Annotated in this window: 20 protein-coding genes, 1 tRNA gene and 2 pseudogenes; 17 read left to right on the forward strand and 6 right to left on the reverse strand. The window is 71.0% G+C overall.

All coding sequences use genetic code 11. The annotated features are described in order from the left end of the window. The first annotated feature begins 26 nt into the window (after positions 1-26). The 5 genes from OOK07_RS37610 to OOK07_RS43850 all read left to right on the forward strand — a co-directional run bounded on the left by OOK07_RS37610 (position 27) and on the right by OOK07_RS43850 (position 2,607). Positions 27-461: a roadblock/LC7 domain-containing protein gene (locus tag OOK07_RS37610; RefSeq protein ID WP_266686657.1), complete on the forward strand. Its 435-nt coding sequence runs from the start codon at positions 27-29 to the stop codon at positions 459-461. A gap of 2 nt (positions 462-463) precedes the next feature. Beyond that, positions 464-835, forward strand: a complete 372-nt coding sequence (locus OOK07_RS37615; protein ID WP_266686658.1) for a DUF742 domain-containing protein — start codon at positions 464-466, stop codon at positions 833-835. Beyond that, positions 813-1,412 (forward strand): GTP-binding protein, encoded by a 600-nt coding sequence (locus OOK07_RS37620; protein ID WP_266686659.1) that lies wholly within the window; start codon positions 813-815, stop codon positions 1,410-1,412. The genes OOK07_RS37615 and OOK07_RS37620 overlap by 23 nt, the downstream gene beginning before the upstream one ends. A gap of 60 nt (positions 1,413-1,472) precedes the next feature. Next, positions 1,473-2,054 carry a GAF domain-containing protein gene (locus OOK07_RS37625; RefSeq protein WP_266800935.1) on the forward strand — a complete coding sequence of 194 codons (582 nt, stop codon included), beginning with the start codon at positions 1,473-1,475 and terminating at the stop codon, positions 2,052-2,054. Between the two features lie 361 nt (positions 2,055-2,415). Beyond that, positions 2,416-2,607, forward strand: coding sequence for a hypothetical protein (locus tag OOK07_RS43850; RefSeq protein ID WP_524540330.1), 192 nt, complete (start codon positions 2,416-2,418; stop codon positions 2,605-2,607). Here OOK07_RS43850 and OOK07_RS37635 read toward each other — a convergent pair. Continuing rightward, the gene (locus OOK07_RS37635; protein WP_266800937.1) at positions 2,604-3,209 is read right to left on the reverse strand and encodes a GOLPH3/VPS74 family protein; all 606 of its coding nucleotides are present in this window, start codon (positions 3,207-3,209) and stop codon (positions 2,604-2,606) included. The two genes, OOK07_RS43850 and OOK07_RS37635, sit on opposite strands and share 4 nt — an antisense overlap. 448 nt (positions 3,210-3,657) lie before the next feature. Here OOK07_RS37635 and tdh point away from each other — a divergent pair, with 448 nt between their 5' ends. From tdh to OOK07_RS37665, 6 genes are read left to right on the forward strand one after another with little or no spacing between them, the layout of a single operon-like run. Beyond that, a complete protein-coding gene (gene tdh, locus OOK07_RS37640; protein ID WP_266800938.1) occupies positions 3,658-4,686 on the forward strand; it encodes an L-threonine 3-dehydrogenase, zinc-binding type in 1,029 nt (342 codons plus the stop codon). A 19-nt stretch (positions 4,687-4,705) separates the two neighbouring features. Next, positions 4,706-5,899 carry a glycine C-acetyltransferase gene (gene kbl / locus OOK07_RS37645; RefSeq protein ID WP_266802205.1) on the forward strand — a complete coding sequence of 398 codons (1,194 nt, stop codon included), beginning with the start codon at positions 4,706-4,708 and terminating at the stop codon, positions 5,897-5,899. A gap of 36 nt (positions 5,900-5,935) precedes the next feature. Beyond that, positions 5,936-6,838 carry a LysR family transcriptional regulator gene (locus OOK07_RS37650; protein WP_266800940.1) on the forward strand — a complete coding sequence of 301 codons (903 nt, stop codon included), beginning with the start codon at positions 5,936-5,938 and terminating at the stop codon, positions 6,836-6,838. 41 nt (positions 6,839-6,879) lie between these two features. Continuing rightward, positions 6,880-7,470, forward strand: a complete 591-nt coding sequence (locus OOK07_RS37655) for a helix-turn-helix domain-containing protein (protein ID WP_266800942.1) — start codon at positions 6,880-6,882, stop codon at positions 7,468-7,470. Beyond that, positions 7,467-8,000, forward strand: coding sequence for a GNAT family N-acetyltransferase (locus tag OOK07_RS37660; RefSeq protein WP_266800944.1), 534 nt, complete (start codon positions 7,467-7,469; stop codon positions 7,998-8,000). The genes OOK07_RS37655 and OOK07_RS37660 overlap by 4 nt, the downstream gene beginning before the upstream one ends. Before the next feature lie 30 nt (positions 8,001-8,030). Continuing rightward, the gene (locus tag OOK07_RS37665; protein ID WP_266800946.1) at positions 8,031-8,390 is read left to right on the forward strand and encodes an MmcQ/YjbR family DNA-binding protein; all 360 of its coding nucleotides are present in this window, start codon (positions 8,031-8,033) and stop codon (positions 8,388-8,390) included. 98 nt (positions 8,391-8,488) lie between these two features. Here OOK07_RS37665 and OOK07_RS37670 read toward each other — a convergent pair whose 3' ends face one another. Both OOK07_RS37670 and OOK07_RS37675 read right to left on the reverse strand, forming a co-directional pair. Continuing rightward, the gene (locus tag OOK07_RS37670) at positions 8,489-9,415 is read right to left on the reverse strand and encodes a transketolase family protein (protein WP_266800947.1); all 927 of its coding nucleotides are present in this window, start codon (positions 9,413-9,415) and stop codon (positions 8,489-8,491) included. A gap of 84 nt (positions 9,416-9,499) precedes the next feature. Next, complete coding sequence (locus OOK07_RS37675; RefSeq protein ID WP_406313006.1) at positions 9,500-10,219, reverse strand: thiamine pyrophosphate-binding protein; 720 nt, start codon at positions 10,217-10,219, stop codon at positions 9,500-9,502. Between the two features lie 64 nt (positions 10,220-10,283). On the opposite strand from OOK07_RS37675, the pseudogene OOK07_RS37680 reads away from it, so the two are divergent. From OOK07_RS37680 to OOK07_RS37690, 3 genes and pseudogenes are all read left to right on the forward strand, one after another. Then, positions 10,284-10,499, forward strand: a pseudogene (locus OOK07_RS37680) (phosphotransferase); the annotation flags it as partial. A 169-nt stretch (positions 10,500-10,668) separates the two neighbouring features. Beyond that, positions 10,669-10,742, forward strand: a tRNA-Pro gene (locus tag OOK07_RS37685). 89 nt (positions 10,743-10,831) lie between these two features. Further along, entirely contained in the window at positions 10,832-10,960 is a 129-nt protein-coding gene (locus tag OOK07_RS37690; protein WP_266800949.1) for a hypothetical protein, read from the forward strand. Positions 10,961-11,166: 206 nt separating this feature from the next. Here the strand turns inward: OOK07_RS37690 and OOK07_RS37700 are convergent, their stop codons facing one another. Beyond that, complete coding sequence (locus OOK07_RS37700) at positions 11,167-12,189, reverse strand: DNA-directed RNA polymerase subunit alpha (RefSeq protein WP_266800950.1); 1,023 nt, start codon at positions 12,187-12,189, stop codon at positions 11,167-11,169. Positions 12,190-12,783: 594 nt separating this feature from the next. On the opposite strand from OOK07_RS37700, the gene OOK07_RS37705 reads away from it, so the two are divergent. Both OOK07_RS37705 and OOK07_RS37710 read left to right on the forward strand, forming a co-directional pair. Continuing rightward, positions 12,784-13,941 (forward strand): serine hydrolase domain-containing protein, encoded by a 1,158-nt coding sequence (locus OOK07_RS37705; RefSeq protein ID WP_266802209.1) that lies wholly within the window; start codon positions 12,784-12,786, stop codon positions 13,939-13,941. After that, on the forward strand, positions 13,938-15,506 hold the full coding sequence (locus OOK07_RS37710) for an alpha/beta hydrolase (RefSeq protein ID WP_266800952.1): 1,569 nt from the start codon (positions 13,938-13,940) through the stop codon (positions 15,504-15,506). The genes OOK07_RS37705 and OOK07_RS37710 overlap by 4 nt, the downstream gene beginning before the upstream one ends. Positions 15,507-15,560: 54 nt before the next feature. Here OOK07_RS37710 and OOK07_RS37715 read toward each other — a convergent pair whose 3' ends face one another. Then, on the reverse strand, positions 15,561-15,773 hold the full coding sequence (locus OOK07_RS37715) for a hypothetical protein (RefSeq protein ID WP_266800953.1): 213 nt from the start codon (positions 15,771-15,773) through the stop codon (positions 15,561-15,563). 306 nt (positions 15,774-16,079) lie between these two features. Here OOK07_RS37715 and OOK07_RS37720 point away from each other — a divergent pair, with 306 nt between their 5' ends. Beyond that, entirely contained in the window at positions 16,080-16,772 is a 693-nt protein-coding gene (locus tag OOK07_RS37720) for a M24 family metallopeptidase (protein WP_266800954.1), read from the forward strand. Between the two features lie 270 nt (positions 16,773-17,042). On the opposite strand, the pseudogene OOK07_RS37725 reads toward OOK07_RS37720, so the two are convergent. Beyond that, positions 17,043-17,261, reverse strand: a pseudogene (locus OOK07_RS37725) (maleylpyruvate isomerase N-terminal domain-containing protein); the annotation flags it as partial. Between the last annotated feature and the right edge of the window lie 111 nt (positions 17,262-17,372).

Consider the following 17,372-nt stretch of genomic DNA (forward strand, 5'->3'; position numbering starts at 1 on the left):
TTCGTACCCCAAGGAGTCGATCCACCATGGCGAGCGATGCGCCGACCGGCCATGTATCCGATCTCGACTGGCTGATGAGCGGCCTCGTGCAGCGCGTACCCCACACAACCAGTGCGGTGCTCCTGTCCTGCGACGGGCTCGTGAAGTCGGTCCACGGCCTCGACCCGGACAGCGCCGACCACATGGCCGCGCTGGCCTCCGGCCTCTACTCCCTCGGCCGCAGCGCCGGAGTCCGCTTCGGCGAAGGCGGAGACGTCCGCCAGGTCGTCGTCGAACTCAACTCGACCCTGCTGTTCGTGACCACCGCCGGCTCGGGCACCTGTCTCGCCGTGCTGGCAGGCCGCGAGGCCGACGCGGCGGTCCTCGGCTACGAGATGGCGATGCTGGTCAAGAGCGTCCGTCCCTACCTGGTCACCGCGCCCCGCCAGTACTCCGTCGAACCCACGGCGATGAGGCCTTGAGCGTGGCGACGGTCGGCGACGGGCCATGGCTCGACGACGCGGCCGGTCGGCTGGTCCGCCCCTTCACGGTCAGCAACGGCCGCACCCGGCCCACCATCGCGCTCGACCTCCTGTCGCACGTGATGGCCACGGGGGCCACCCCTCTCGGCTATCTCGGTCCCGAGCACGCGCAGGCGCTCGACCTGTGCCGCGCGCCCGTGTCGATCGCCGAGGTGGCCGCCCAGCTGAAGTTGCCGGCGGTGGTCACCAAGGTGCTCCTGTCGGACCTCGTCGACTGCGGGGCGCTCACCACGAAGCCCCCCGAGTTCCACCACAACCCGACTGACCGGGCCCTTCTGGAGGCAGTGCTCGATGGACTACGACGACAGCTCTGATCCCTTCCCCACCGCACTCAAGATCCTGGTGGCGGGCGGGTTCGGAGTAGGCAAGACGACCTTCGTGGGCGCGGTCAGCGAGATCGCGCCGCTCAGCACGGAGGAACTGCTCACCACGGTCAGCGCCGCGACCGACAGCCTTGAAGGGATCGAGAACAAGGTCGAGACGACGGTGGCCATGGACTTCGGCCGCATCACCCTCGACCCGGAACACGTGCTGTATCTGTTCGGCACACCCGGGCAGGAGCGGTTCTGGTTCATGTGGGACGAACTCTCCGAGGGCGCGCTCGGCGCGGTGATCCTCGCCGACACCCGGCGCCTGGACGAGTGCTTCGCCGCGGTGGACTTCTTCGAGCAGCGTGGCCTCGGCTTCATCGTCGCGATCAACGAGTTCGACGGCTCCCACCGCTACGACCCCGAGGAGGTTCGTGCCGCCATAGACCTGCCCCCGGAGATTCCCGTCGTGCCCTGCGACGCCCGGATCTCCAGTTCCGGAGTCCAGACCCTGCTCACCCTCGTCCGGCACCTCATCGCCCATGCCCCGGCACACGCGCCGAGCCACGGCGCCCACATGTGATCCCCGCACACCGCCACGGAGCCCGTATATGCCCTGCGTCCACAGTGACGGAGCCCGCCCATGACGTACGACCCGTCGCGCCCGGCCGGTCGTCTGCTGCTCACCCCCGAGGACAAGGAGGCCCCCGCCCGGGCCCGGCGCCTGAGCCGGATGGGCCTGGGAGAACACCCCGACCCCGCCCTCGACGCCTACGCGGACCACCTCGCCGAGCTCACCGGGGCGCCGTACGCCATGGTCAACTTCATCGACGAGAACCGGCAGTTCTTCGCGGGCCTGCACCTTTCGAACGTGGCGCGACCCGTGGTGAAGGCCGACGGCACCACACCGGTCCTGGGCCGTGAGCTGGCCCGCGACCACGGCTTCTGCCCGCATGTGGTCGTGCGGCGCAAGGCCCTGGTCCTGGAGGACGTCTGCGACTACCCGCGGTTCGCGGGCAATCCCGTCGTCGACGAGTTCGGCATCCGCTCCTATCTGGGCGCGCCGCTGATCGACAGCACGGGGATGGCGCTCGGCACCGTGTGCGTCGTCGACATCGAGCCGCGGCCCTGGGGGAAGCCCGGCCTGGAGACCATCAAGTCGTCGGCGGCGGATCTGGTGGCCCGACTGGAGCGCAGGGAGGCGGACGGGCTCCCGCTGCTCTGACGGGGAACCGCCGCCCGCCAGCCGACCGGTCCTGCACTCACGTACACGCGCCTCGTGGGACGTACCAGTGACGCCAGGCAGAAGATCCTCGGTGCCGCTCGCTCGTGCCCGGGGGGCGCTCACCGTCGTCGACGAGCACTGGGCCGCCCAGCAGCGCGACCGGGCCCGCGTCCTGGGCGGCGACGCAGCCGCGGCACCGGCTGCGCACGCTCTTGGAAGGGACGGAGGCTGGCCGGCGCGCCGGTCAGCAGGGCTGCGGCACCGTCTCAGGCTGTCTGTTCGGGAATCTCACCCCGGGCTGAGCAACCAGACCTAGGCCGTCCGCGGGCGACTGCGGGAGATCTTCCACGCGCAGGTCGACATGGGCGAAGCGGTGATCGCCGAGGCCCGGGAGCGCGGAGAGGCCACCGTGACCGACACGCGGGAGCCGGCCCGGGCGGTGGAGGCCCAGCTCGACGGCCAGGTGATGTGCACCAAGCTCTACAACAGCGCCCCGCCGGCTGAGCCGCTGTGGGACAACTGCCGGGCCCTGCTCGGGGCCACCGTCGTCTAGTATCCGCGCCAGACGTTGTCGAACGCGGCATCCTCGATCTGCCGGCGCTGGCGTACGGCCTCCAGTTCCATCACGGCTTCGCCCACGGCGGCCAGCACGGTCGTGAGCGCCTCACCGGCCAGGTCCGCAGCCTCCTCGGCCGGGGCGTCGTGGATCCCGGCGGTAGCGGCCAGGGCGGCGAGGACCGGTTCGCCCGCCGCCCAGCGCTCCTCAGCCCGCCGCCGGGCCGGAGAGTCGACCAGCTCGGTCCGCGCGGTGCGCAGAGGGATGCGGCGGCCGCGTGCCCGGGCCGTCACCCCCGTCCGCTCAAGATCGTCGACATAGGCCGAGGACAGTCCGCGGCCCCGCCGCCACAGCCAGTCCTCGACCGACTCGTAAGGCTCCTGCCGTACGAGCGAAGCGGCGGCCTCGTCCAACAGGCGGTCGCCCGTGGGCGACTGGGCGCTGGGCAGGATGCGGTCGTCGTCCAGCGTGAGCGCCAGCGCCTCGATGAGGTCGAGCACCTCGGCTGCGGCGAGTGCGAGCGACAGGTCACCCTGCTCCACCGGACGGCTGGGCGCCACGTCCAGGGCGACGATCGCGAGGTCCCGTGCGGTGTTCATGAGCGGCTCCACGTCAGTTGGCCGAGTGCGGGGCGAACGTATCGGGGCCGGCCGCTGGGGACCGGGTGTTCCCCGCCGATTGTCGCTGCTGCTGCGGTGCTGTGTGTCGTACTACGACCATGTGGTGCGGGAAGCCGATCCGCAGCACGGCGGCCGCCGCCGCGGCGACGATCACGGGCGGCAGGCAAGCAGGGCCTGCTGGTAACCGTGGTGCAGCAGCGGGGCGACGGCCAGGGGGCCCAAAATCTGCCGCAGTACCCGCCACCGGCCGACCGCTTCGAGCGAGCGATGGCCGGTGTGAAGCGGAGCTGCGGCGCGGCTTAAGAAATCCTCGATGGACCCCGGGCGGTGCCGTACGGCAGATTGCTGGGTGATTCCACCCCCCTCCCCGGCTGCGGGCGCGCTCGGCGTGCCCGCAGCCGGGACCTCACGCACAGGAGCCGTAGCGTTGAAGGCGCTGGTCAAGGAGAAGGCGGAGCCCGGGCTGTGGCTCGCGGACGTCCCGGAGCCCGCCGTCGGACCCGGCGACGTGCTGATCAAGGTGCTGCGCACCGGCATCTGCGGCACCGACCTGCACATCCGGGCCTGGGACGGCTGGGCGCAGCAGTCGATCCGCACCCCGCTCGTCGTCGGGCACGAGTTCGTCGGCGAGGTCGTGGAGACCGGGCGCGATGTCGCGGACATCTCCGTCGGCGACCGGGTCAGCGGCGAGGGCCATCTGGTGTGCGGCAAGTGCCGCAACTGCCTTGCCGGGAGGCGGCACCTGTGCCGGGCCACGGTCGGGCTCGGAGTGGGACGGGACGGCGCCTTCGCTGAGTACGTCGCCCTGCCCGCCGCCAATGTGTGGGTGCACCGCAGTCCCGTGGACCTCGATGTCGCGGCGATCTTCGACCCGTTCGGGAACGCCGTGCACACAGCGCTCTCCTTCCCGCTGGTCGGCGAGGACGTCCTGGTCACCGGCGCCGGGCCGATCGGCCTCATGGCCGCCGCCGTCGCCCGGCACGCCGGCGCCCGCAACGTCGTCGTCACCGACGTCAGCGAGGAGCGGCTGGAGCTGGCCCGCAAGATCGGCGTGAGTCTCGCGCTGAATGTGTCGAAGGCCGAAATCGCCGACGGGCAGCGGGAGTTGGGGCTGCGGGAGGGCTTCGACATCGGCCTGGAGATGTCCGGCCGCCCCGAGGCCATGCGCGACATGATCGCCAACATGACGCACGGCGGCCGGATCGCCATGCTCGGCCTGCCCGCCCAGGAGTTCCCGGTCGACTGGGCCCGGATCGTCACCTCGATGATCACCATCAAGGGCATCTACGGCCGCGAGATGTTCGAGACCTGGTACGCGATGTCGGTGCTGCTGGAAGGCGGCCTCGACCTGTCGCCCGTGATCACCGGCCGGTACGGATACCGCGACTTCGAGGCGGCGTTCGCCGACGCGGCGAGCGGCCGCGGCGGCAAGGTCATCCTCGACTGGACCCTCTGACCTCCACAAGGGATTGATGATGTTCGACTCCGTGCGCGACGACCTGCGCGCCACCCTCGACGAGATCCGCGCCGCCGGACTGCACAAGCCCGAGCGCGTCATCGGCACCCCGCAGTCCGCGACCGTCGCCGTCACCGCGGGCGGCCGCCCCGGCGAGGTCCTCAACTTCTGCGCCAACAACTACCTCGGTCTCGCCGACCACCCCGAGGTCGTCGCCGCCGCCCACGAGGCCCTGGACCGCTGGGGCTACGGCATGGCCTCCGTCCGCTTCATCTGCGGCACGCAGGAGGTGCACAAGGAGCTGGAGGCGCGGCTGTCCGCCTTCCTCGGCCAGGAGGACACGATCCTGTACTCCTCCTGCTTCGACGCCAACGGCGGCGTCTTCGAAACACTCCTCGGCCCCGAGGACGCGGTCATCTCCGACGCCCTCAACCACGCGTCGATCATCGACGGCATCCGCCTGTCCAAGGCTCGCCGCTTCCGCTACGCCAACCGCGATCTGGCGGATCTGGAACGGCAGTTGAAGGACGCCTCCGACGCCCGGCGCCGCCTCGTCGTCACCGACGGCGTCTTCTCCATGGACGGCTACGTGGCCCCGCTCGCCGAGATCTGCGACCTCGCCGACCGCTACGACGCCATGGTCATGGTCGACGACTCGCACGCCGTCGGCTTCGTCGGCCCAGGCGGCCGCGGCACCCCCGAGCTGCACGGCGTCATGGACCGCGTCGACATCATCACCGGCACCCTCGGCAAGGCGCTCGGCGGCGCCTCCGGCGGCTATGTGGCCGCCCGCGCCGAGATCGTCGCCCTGCTGCGCCAGCGCTCACGGCCCTACCTCTTCTCGAACACCCTCGCCCCGGTGATCGCCGCGGCCTCGCTGAAGGTGCTCGACCTGCTGGAGTCGGCGGACGACCTGCGCGTGCGGCTCGCCGAGAACACCGCGCTGTTCCGTCGTCGGATGACCGAGGAGGGCTTCGACATCCTTCCCGGTGACCATGCCATCGCACCCGTGATGATCGGCGACGCGACGAAGGCGGGCCGCCTCGCGGAGCTGCTGCTGGAGCGGGGCGTGTACGTGATCGGCTTCTCGTACCCGGTGGTGCCGCAGGGCCGGGCGCGCATCCGCGTGCAGCTGTCCGCCGCGCATTCGACCGAGGACGTGAACCGCGCCGTGGACGCCTTCGTCGGGGCGCGGGCGGAGCTGGAGGGCTGAGCCGCAGCACACGGGGCATTTGAGACAATCGATCTCATGATCGAAGCGCGGCGGTTGCACATCCTCCGTGCGGTGGCCGACCACCGCACCGTGACGGCGGCTGCCGCCGCGCTGTACCTCACCCCCTCCGCCGTCTCCCAGCAGCTGACGGCCCTGGAGCAGGAGACGGGCCACCGCCTGGTCGAGCGCGGCGCCAAGGGCGTACGGCTGACCCCGGCCGGCGAGATCCTGCTCAGCCACACCAACGCGGTCCTCGCCCAGCTGGAGCGGGCCGAGGCGGAGCTCGCCGCGTATGGCTCCGGCGCGGCCGGCACGGTCACCGTCGCCTCGTTCGCGACCGGCATCGCCCAGGTCGTGGCCCCCGCGATCGCCCGCCTCGCCGAAACGGCGCCGGGCATCCGCATCCGAGTCCAGGACGCGGAGGGCGACGCCAGCCTGCCGATGGTCCTGGACCGCCAGGTCGACGTCGCGGTCGCCGTCGAGTACCGGGGGGCTCCGCCGGCCGACGATCCGCGCCTGATCCACGTGCCGTTGTACGCCGAGCCCTTCGACGCGGTCGTCCCGGTGAGCCATCGGCTGGCCGACGCCGCCGAGGTCCCGCTGGCCGAGCTGGCCAAGGATCCGTGGATCGGCCCCTACCCCGGCAACCCCTGCCACGAAGTGGTGGTGCTGGCCTGCGAGGGCGCCGGCTTCCAGCCCCGTCTCGAACACTCCTCGGACGACTTCCGCGCCGTGGTGACCCTCGCCTCCGCCGACGCGGGCGTGGCCCTGGTGCCGCGATCGGCCCTGCGCGGAATGGACCTGACGGGCGTGGTCGTGCGCCCCGTGGACGGAGTGGCTCCCACGCGGCGGGTCTTCGCGGCGGTGCGGCGCGGTGCGGAGGAGCACCCCCTGATCCGTCCGGTCCTGGCGGCGCTGCAAGAAGCGGCCCGCACATAGCCTCACCCGCGCCGTGTCATTTATGGGATAGATTCCCGGATATGAAACAGACGCGAGGCGACGAGGAGGCCGCTCCGGACCCGGTGGACACCCGTCTCGGCGCGCGCCTGGCCGAACTGCGGGCCGAACACGGCTGGTCCCTCGGCGAGTTGGCGGAGCGCAGCGGGGTGAGCCGCTCGACCCTCTCCCGGGCCGAGCGCGCGGAGACCAGCCCCACCGCCTCGCTGCTGAACCGGCTCTGCCACGTCTACGGACGCACCATGTCCCAACTGCTCAGTGAGATCGAGGCCGAACCGGCCCAGCTGGTGCGGGCCGCCGGGCAACAGGTGTGGCGGGACACGGCCTCCGGCTTCCTTCGCCGCTCCGTGTCGCCGCCCCACGCCGGGCTGCGCGGCGAACTCGTCGAGGGCCGGCTGACCGCGGGCGCCGACATCGCCTACGACCGGCCGCCCGTGCCCGGGCTGGAACAGCACGTCTGGGTTCTGGAAGGAGCGCTCGACGTGACGGCACAGGACGTGGAACACCACCTCGACACGGGGGACTGTCTGCGGCTGCGAGTGTGGGGGCCTACGCGGTTCAGGTGCGCGGACCCCGACGGCGTGCGGTACGTACTGGCGGTGGTGCTGCCGTGAACGTGCACAGGCTGGAGCGCGGTGAACTGCACGCGCGCGTGGAGGAGTTGGCGGACCTCCTGGTCGACACCGTGGACGACGGCGCCTCCGTCGGCTTCCTCGCACCCCTCGACCGCGCGGAGGCGCTCGCCTGGTGGAAGGAGCGCGCCGCGGGCGTCGCCGCCCGGCAACTCGCCCTGTGGGCGGCGTACGACGGGGACCGGGTCGTGGGCACCGTCAGCCTGGCCTTCCCGGACAAGCCCAACAGCCGCCACCGCGCCGAACTGGTCAAGCTGATGGTGCACCGCTGCGCCCGAGGACGAGGTCTCGGCCGCAGGCTCCTGGCCACCGCCGAGAACGCGGCCGCGGCGGCCGGCATCACGTTGTTGCACCTGGACACCGAGACCGACAGCCTCGCGGAGGGGCTGTACCTCTCGGCGGGCTGGACCCGGATCGGTGCGATACCGGACTACGCGGCCGCCCCGGACGGCGTGTTGAGGCCGACGTCGATCTACTTCAAGCAACTGAACTCCGACGCTCTCACCAGGTGATTGTCAGTGGGAGCGGCTACGGTGCGAGGCATGTCGGATGCCGAAGACGTACGCCGTATCTGCCTTGCCCTGCCGGACACTACGGAGAAGATCGCCTGGAGCATGCCCACGTTCCGGGTCGCGGGCAAGATGTTCGCCACGCTGCCCGAGGACGAGACCTCCATCGCCGTGCGCTGCCCCAAGGAGGAGCGCGACGAACTGGTGCTGGCCGAACCGGAGAAGTTCTGGATCGCCGACCACGAGGCACAGTTCGCTTGGGTGAGAGCCCGGCTCGCCTCGATCGCGGACGAGGGCGAACTGCGCGACATCCTCGCCGACTCCTGGCGACAGGCCGCACCGCCCCGACTGCTCGACGCGTACCCGGAGTTGGGGCTCCCGGGGCACCCCTGAAAGTCCGTGCGGGTGCGGGTGCGGGTGCAGGTGCAGGTGCGGTCCGGGTGCGGAGGGCGGGGCCCCTGCCCGTCACGCCCACCCGCAATGGCCCCGCTTCAACCGACCTGCACAGCCGTCCGCCGTCCACCTGAGACCAACCCGCCGATCCGCTCCCGCAGCGACCGGACGTCCAGGCCGTGTGCGGCGATGTGTTCGTCGATTCGGCCGTACCTCCGCAGCTCGCGGCGCCCCACGCCGAGACCCAGCACGCGGTGCGGGAGATCGGAGAGTGCGTCGTTCGCGGCCGCGGTCGATGTGCCCGCAAGGTACGGCTCGACGAGGACGACGTCTGTTCCGGCCGTCTCCGTGGCCCGGCGCAGTGCTGCCGAGTCGAAGGGCCGTACGGTCGTCGCGTACAGCAGAGTCACATCGAGCCCTTCCGTGGCGGTGAGCACGGCATCCAGCGCCGGCCCGACGGCCACGACCACGCCGGAGCGTCCCTCGCGGACGGTGAGGAACCGCTCGCCGTCGACAGCGAGACCGACCGGGTTCGACTGCACGGACAACCGCACGTACACCTTGTCGTCGCCCGCGGCGACCGCATGCCGCAGCAGAGTCTCGGCCTCGTCGGGATGCCCGGGCACATGCACGGTCCAGCCGTCCAAGGTGTCGAGGAGCGCCACATCGCCGGGAGCCATGTGCGTGTACCCGCCGGCCGGCCAGTCGAAGGACGCGGCGGCACTCACCAGCACCGCGCCCACGTCCTGATGCCCCAGGTCCAGTTTGACCTGCTCGAACGGCCGCTCGACGAGGAAGCTCGCGAACGTGTGCAGCACGGGCCGCATCCCGGTCAGCGCCAGCCCCGCACCGGTCCCGATCAGCAACTGCTCGCGGATGCCGACGTTGACCACCCGGTCCGGATGCCGCCGCCGCGCCTCGGTGAAGCCGTCCTTGCCGATCTCGGCGAGGACGGCGGCGACCCGTGGATCCTCGTCGAGCAGCCGTGAGACGACGGGAGCGAAACGGTCACGCATGGTGTCCATGGAAGGTCGGGCCTTTCTCGTGGTCGAAAGAGGTGCCGTACGCGGCAGGTGCGGTACGGGGCCGGGCTCGGACGCGGGCGGCACTCAGGCGTTCTTCGGCTCCACCAGGGCCACGACGACGTGCGGGCGGCCCGGATGCGGAGCGGTGAAGGCGGCGTACAGCGCCTCGTGGTCACGGCCGTCGACGGTCACCGCGGACCAGCCCGCGGCCTCGAAACGCGCGGAGATGCCGCCGGGTCGCGCATGGCTGGCGGAGGAGTTGTCGACGACGACGGTGTGCAGCTGCTCAAGCCCGGCGGGCCCGGCAAAGGCGATCGCCTCGTGGTTGCTGCCCTCGTCCAGCTCGGCGTCTCCGACCAGCACCCAGATCCGCGGCTCACCCAGTCCCTGAGCCCGCAGTCCCAGCGCCGTACCCACACCGATCGGCAGCCCGTGCCCCAGCGACCCGCTGCCGATCTCGGCCCCCGGCACGAGCACACGGTCGGGGTGGTGCCCGAGCGGAGAGCCGTACGAGCCGAACCCCGGCAGCCAGTCCACGGGCACGAAGCCCTTGGCGGCGAGCACCGCGTAGTACGCCATCGGCCCATGGCCCTTGGAGAGCAGGAACCGGTCCCGCTCCGCGTCGCCCGTCCGCTCCGGCCCCACCCGCAGCACGCGGTCGTACAACACCCACAACACATCCAGCGTGGACGTCGCCGCCGGGCCGTGCTTCTCGTCGCCCGTCATCAGCCCCATGAGCCGGGGCAGGTCTTCGTACGCGTAGCCACGCCGCTGTTCCTCGGCGATCGCGTCAGTCATCGTCATGCGGACGATCGTGCAACCTCAACCAGACTTCAGGTCAAGCGCGTACCCGCGAGGGCCTCGCCGCCGGTCGTTGGCCGGCCGGGACCGCGCGACGCGGGCCGCAATATCGGAGGCCGACGGCGCGTTCGATGCTGCGGCTGTGACCGGACTGGGGGACGCGGCGCTGAGCGCCCCCGCATGGCGTCGCCCTCCGGTCTGGTTCCACGGCGACTTCCGCGCCGGCAACCTGCTGACCGTCTACGGGCACCTCAGCGCGGTCATCGACTTCGGCGGGCTCGGCCAAGCAGGAATCTAACGGGAGCCCGAAGGCTGGTCGCCGTCATTCCGGTGGTCAGGCCTGTCGCGCAACTCCAATCGGCCCGCGCAAAAGCCATGCACGACCATCGACCCGAGTGCGGTATGGTTTCCATGCACGTTCGGCCGGGGGAAACCCCAGGTCAGGCGGGCATCGGGACGTGGCGCAGCTTGGTAGCGCACTTGACTGGGGGTCAAGGGGTCGCAGGTTCAAATCCTGTCGTCCCGACTTTGCGAAGTCGTAGGTCAGGGGCCGTTTCAGAGAAATCTGAAACGGCCCCTTGATCGTTCTTGGGGACCGGTCGGGGATCAGCGCACTTGACGGGGTTGGCCACATTGGGCGGTTTCCCGCCGATCACGATCCAGTTCTCCGGGCTGGTCGGCGAGATCATGAGAGAGATCCCGGCCGACCGGGAGCCGCTGCCTCGGTTCAAGGTCCATCTCTGACGCACAGATGTGGGCCTCCGGCAGCGCCGCCACCCCTGCCCCCGCCAGCACGGCGCTCGCGAAACGGCAGCACGACCTGCGGCATCTGGCCCGGTCCACGTGGCTTGCGCGGGCGCGGACCCGGCCGAGGTCGCCCAGCGGGCGGGGGACGGCGTCGGGGTTCTACTGCCCCCGTACGCGAAGTGTCTCTATGACCTGCGTAGCGTTCAGTATTGCTCGGTCTCCACGAAACCCGCGTCCGCGTCGTTGTCGGCGCCGAAGGCGTCGGCTGCGGCGGTCGGGTTGAATCCGGGCGGGCTGTCCTTGAGGCCCAGGCCCATGCCGGCCAGCTTTTCCTTGACCTCGTCGATGGACTTCGCACCGAAGTTGCGGATGTCCAGGAGGTCGGCCTCGGAACGAGCCACGAGCTCACCCACGGAGTGGACGCCCTCGCGCTTGAGGCAGTTGTACGACCGGACGGTGAGCTCCAGCTCCTCGATCGGCATCACCAGATCGGCGGCAAGGGCGGCGTCCGTCGGGGACGGACCCATGTCGATGCCCTCGGCGTCGATGTTCAGCTCGCGGGCGAGACCGAACAGCTCGACCAGGGTCTTACCGGCCGACGCCATGGCGTCACGCGGACGCATCGCCTGCTTGGTCTCGACGTCGACGATCAGCTTGTCGAAGTCGGTGCGCTGCTCGACACGGGTCGCCTCGACCTTGTACGTGACCTTCAGCACGGGGCTGTAGATGGAGTCGACCGGGATACGGCCGATCTCCTGGCCCACCTGCTTGTTCTGCACGGCGGAGACATAACCGCGGCCACGCTCGACCGTCAGCTCCATCTCCAGCTTGCCCTTGCCGTTGAGCGTGGCGAGGACCAGGTCGGGGTTGTGCACCTCGACACCGGCCGGGGGCGCGATGTCGGCGGCGGTGACCAGACCCGGGCCCTGCTTGCGCAGGTACATCACGACCGGCTCGTCGTGCTCCGAGGAGACGACCAGCTGCTTGATGTTGAGGATCAGGTCGGTGACGTCCTCCTTGACACCCGGCACGGTGGTGAACTCGTGCAGAACACCGTCGACACGGATGGACGTGACCGCCGCACCCGGGATCGAGGAGAGGAGCGTACGACGCAGGGAGTTGCCGAGGGTGTAGCCGAAGCCCGGCTCCAGCGGCTCGATCACGAACCGGGAGCGGAACTCGTCGACGACCTCTTCGGTCAACGAGGGACGCTGAGCGATCAGCACGAGGTGTTGCCTCCAGTGGTTTGGCGCCGGCTATGTGACGCCGTGGACACCACGAAGGGTACGGGCGATACAGGCGATCCGGTCTCCGCAGAGGCCGAAACGCCCGTTTCCCCGACTCAGCGGGAGGGATTCGGGCCTCCCTTCAGCCCGCCGACCAGGCGGTAGCCGGGCCCCCATCAGCGTCTCCGACCGCGCCTGTCGGGCCCGGTGACACCACCCCAGGTCATCCGTTCGACAGGGGGAACAACCATGCCTGGCCCGGAGGCCGGCGGTCATGCCGCGCAACCGCGAAGAAGACAGCGACGGGCCGGATGAGGCGCTCATGGCGAACGTGCGCCGGCCTGCGGGCCATCGGCATCCGCGGGTGCACTGCCCGGAAGTGGGTGCCGAAGCAGCCGAGCCGGCGGCGTTTCTTTCCCCCCGGGGGGTATGCCCCATGTTCCGCACTGTGGCTGCCCCCACCCGCGAATGGGCTGTCAGCCCGAGTGCCCCCGCCGCGGCGCGTGCCTAGCGTTGTGGCGCATGGCACCCTCCCTGATCATCTCGATGCTGGGCAGACGCACAGGCGTGGCGGCCCTGTTGGCGGCCGTCGTCATGCCCGTCGCTCCGGCTGCCGCACAGCCGTCCGAGCCGCCCGCTGCCCGGCAGCACGCCGTCTGCGGACCGCACGGCGAACTGCGCCAGGCCCTGCGCACATTCACCGATCGCGACCGGATCACCGGTGCCGCGGTCCTGATCACCGACGCCGCGGGCGCATCCTGCGGGAGTTGGACCGAGACCGCGGGGACGGCCGACCTGAGCACAGGCCGCCCCATGAACGCCACCGACCGATTACGCGCCGGCAGCATCACCAAGACGTTCACCGCGACGGTCGTGCTCCAGCTCGCAGCCGAGAACCGGATCGCGCTCGACGCTCCCGTCGACCGCTACCTGCCCGGGCTCATCCGGCAGAACGGCTACGACGGCCGCCGGATCACCGTACGGCAGCTTCTGCAGCACACCAGCGGGTTGCCCGACTACCTCGACGCCCCCGAATGGGAGCACCCCGAACGCATCCGGTATCGCCACTTCGAGCCGCGCGAGCTCGTCGCCCGCGCCCTCGGCCTGCCGCGCCCGCAGGGTGAGTGGCACTACGCCACCACCAACTACCTCCTCGCCGGCCTGATCATCCGCGAGGTCACCGGCCACTCTCCGGAGGCGGAGATCACCCGCCGCGTGATCCGGCCCCTCGGGTTGCGTGACACGTACTGGCCCGGCGACGACACGCGCATCCACGGACCGCACTCGCGCAGCTACTTCACCGCCGAGGACGGCCAGCTCGTCGACGGCACCGCATGGAACACGACCTTCGGCGGGGTCGGTGGCGCCCTGATCTCCACACCCGCGGACCTGACCCGGTTCATCACCGCGCTTCTCGGCGGCCGTCTGCTGCCCGCGGACCAACTGGCCGACATGCGGCGGACGGTGGCCGCCGACCCCGACCGGCTGTGGCCCGGCGCCCGCTACGGGCTCGGCATGATCGCCTCCCCGCTGCGCTGCGGCGGCCTGTGGTGGGGGCATGCGGGGACCGTGCCGGGAGGCCACCGGGCGCTGACCGCCGTGGGCCCCGGCGGGCGGAGCGTCGCCGTCGCACTCAACGAGATACCGGCCACGCTCCAGGCCGAACAGGACTTCCTCGACACGGTCCAGACCGCCTTCTGCGAAGAGCGGCCTTCCGAAGGAACAGCACCAACTGAAGGGGAACATCAGTGATCCGCTCAGCCCGCTCGCTGCAGGGCGCTTCGACAACGGCGAGAAAGACCGCCCTGGGCCTGGCCGCCACCGCTCTGGCCCTCACCGCGCTGCCCGCCACGGTCCTTTCGGCCCAGGCGGCCTCCGACCCCCTCGCCCGCTACCACCACCAGCGCCTCGACTGGAAGAGCTGCGTGCTCGGCCCGAACGACGCGACCGGCAAGGAACTGGAGCAGGCGAACGCCCAATGCGCCGACGTGACCGTGCCGTTGGACTACAGCGACCCCGACGGCCGTACGATCACCGTCGCGATCTCCCGGATCCGCGCCACCGACACCGCCCACCGCGTCGGCCCGCTGCTGCTGAACGGCGGCGGCCCCGGCGGGCAGACGCTCGGTGACCCGCCGTGGGTGCGCAAGGCGATGAAGGAAGTCGGCGCGCGTTACGACGTGGTGGGCGTGGATCCCCGCTTCGTCGGCCGCAGCGCCCCGCTGGACTGCCACTGGCCGACCGGCTCCGCGTTCCGGGGGGCGGGCGTCGACCGCGCCGGGTTCGACCGCATGGCGGCGTTCTCCGAGGACCTCGCCCAGCGCTGCCGGCAGCACGCGGGTGGCATGCTGCCGTACGTCACCACCCGGAACACCGCGCGCGACATGGACGTCATCCGCGCCGCGCTCGGTGAGCGGCGGATCTCCTACCTGGGCTACTCGTACGGCAGCTACCTGGGCGAGGTGTACACCACGATGTTCCCCGGCCGCACCGACCGGGTCGTCCTGGACGGTGTCATAAACCCGGACCGGTACGGTCCCCGGCTGCTGCGGGGCACCGAGAAGGCCAACCGCCACGCACTGGAGGGCTGGGCCTCGTGGGCCGCCGCCCGTGACGCGACCTACGGCCTGGGCCGTACCCGTGGGGCGGTGCTGGCGGTCGTGGACCGCGTCCAGGCCTTCGCCGCCCGCACACCGTTGCGGCTCGGCGCCCACCGGGTGGACGAGCACATAGTGCCCCTCATCGTCTTCAACGGCCTCTCGCAGGACAACGACGCCGCTTACGGCGACTTCGCGCAGGGGGTACGGGACATGCTGCGCGCGGCGGACGGGCACCGGGTCATCCCCTCCCCGTGGCTCGCCGAGGCTCTCGACTTCGAGCTGACCGGGGCCGACTCCCACTACGGCAGCGTCCAGACGGCGATCCTGTGCGGTGACGTAGCCGCGCCGCGTGATCCGGAGGCATACTGGCGCGACGTCCAGCAGGCCCGCCCGCGGGACGCGTTGTTCAGCCCTGTCACGAACAACCTCAACCCCTGCGCCTTCTGGGACCCGCCCCGCGAGCGTCCGACCACCATCAGGGACGACCTCCCAGCCCTTCTCGTCAACGCCACCGGAGACCCGCGCACCACGTACGACGGCGCCACAGCGGTGCGCCGGACGTGGCCGTCCTCCCGCCTGGTCACCCTGCGCGGCGCCGATCAGCACGCGGTGTACGGCGTCTACGGCACCCCGTGCGTCGACGCCACGGTCAACACCTACCTCGCCACCGGCCGCCTCCCGGCCACGGACGTCACCTGCGGGGCACGCCCCATGTGAGCGCGGACTGCGCATGCGAAGCGGCCTGACAGCCGGCGACGTTCGTCCGTCCGCTCAGCCCGTCGGGGCGGGTGACTGCGGCGTTTCGTCGGCGGCTGTGGGCGCAGGGCGCGGATGACGGGCGGTGGCCGGTGGTGCGCCGGACCAGGGCCAGTGACAGAGCGGCGCGCCACGGATGGGCGGATACGCGGTGGTGGGCCAGGGGTGGAAGCGGGCGGCCTCGGCCACCACCGCGTACACCGTGTTCCCACCGGCGACGAGGGACATGTGCTCGCGCCGGCTCGACGCGGTGGGCCCACATCGGATGGGGCGCCCCGACGGTGTACATCGCCGCCGTCGTGGCCGTACCGGCGTGTCTTGTGGCCGTTCCGGGCACAGGCCGTCCGCGCCGCCCGACGGCCCGGGTCCACCGCGCCCAGCCGCAGGGGGAGCACACACCGAGCGTCCGTGCCGAGCGTCATACCGAGTCCCGTGCCGAGCCTCATGGCGAGTTCCTTGCCGAGTTCCGAGCCGAGTCCCGGCGGTGTCGAACTAGCTTGCCGGAGAGTGATCACCACCTCTACGGTCGGTCGCATGGCGGACGACGAACTCACGCGCGCGGCACGGCTGCTGGACGCCCAGGCCAAGGCCGAACGGCTTTTCGCGGAGATCGAGGAGCGCGGACTCGTCGCGCCGGGCGAGGGGGAGCGGGCGGTCAGCGACCGGATCCGGGACCTGGCCAACGAACTGTTCGGCACGACCCGGCACTGGCACAAGCGCATCGTGCGCTCGGGACCGAACACGCTCATGCCGTACCGGGAGAACCCACCGGACCGGGCGATCGGCGCGGACGACATCGTGTTCGCCGACTTCGGCCCGATCTTCGAAGAATACGAGGCCGACTTCGGACGGACCTTCGTCCTCGGCGGCGACCCGGACAAGGGACGGCTGCGGGACGACCTGGCGAAGGTCTTCGCGGCCGGCAAGCAGTACTTCAGCGGCGAGCCGGAGATCACTGGGCAGCAGCTGTACGCCGAGGTCGAGCGGCTGGCCGCCGAGTGCGGGTGGCAGCTGGGCGGCTGGCACGCCGGACACCTGGTCGGCGAGTTCCCGCACGAGACGATCGATGGCGCGGACACGGAGTCGTACATCACCCCCGCCAACGACACCCCGCTGCGCCGCACCGACAAGGCCGGGCGCCGCTGCCACTGGATCCTGGAGATCCACCTCATCGACCGGGAGCGGGAGTTCGGCGGCTTCTACGAGGAGCTGCTCACGCTCGGCTGAACCCGCACGGGCGGTGTCCTCACAGGCCTAAGGCGCCGCCTTCGACGAGGATCAGCAGCCCGAGGGCGATCAGGACCAGCGGGAGCAGGACGTGTCCCCACTTGCTGAGCGCGCTGGCGATGAGCGGACGCGTCGCGAAGAACCGGCCTGTCGCGACCAGAGGGCCCGGGTCGTCAGCCCAAGTGAGATGCCGACTCCCGCGGGGAAGCGCGCCATGGTTCACCTGGTCCGTCGGAGACCTGGGGCGTGCGTCCGTGGCCGCCGGCAGATTGCTCGCGCCGTACGGACCGTGGCTCTGGTGCTCGCCTTCGGCTGTCTGAGCGCCGTCGAATGGTCCGTCCAGGCGAGACGCGCGATCTGGTGGGCGACGCTCCAGCCGGGCGCCGGGGTGGCGAGCGCCCACTGCTCGGCGCTCAACTCGGCCACCAGCCGGTCGAGTTCCTCGCTCTCCTCGCGCAGGTCGTCGAACACGGGCGTCGGATCGGACACGGGAACGCTCCCCTCGCGCATGGCGGCACCGAAGAAGACAAGCAAGCACGCTTGCATAATTGTGGCCGTTCGGTGCACGACCCGGGGCGAGGGCTGCGCGGACCCTGTGTG

This window comes from Streptomyces sp. NBC_00078 (assembly GCF_026343335.1).
In the GTDB taxonomy this organism is placed as follows: Bacteria; Actinomycetota; Actinomycetes; order Streptomycetales; family Streptomycetaceae; genus Streptomyces.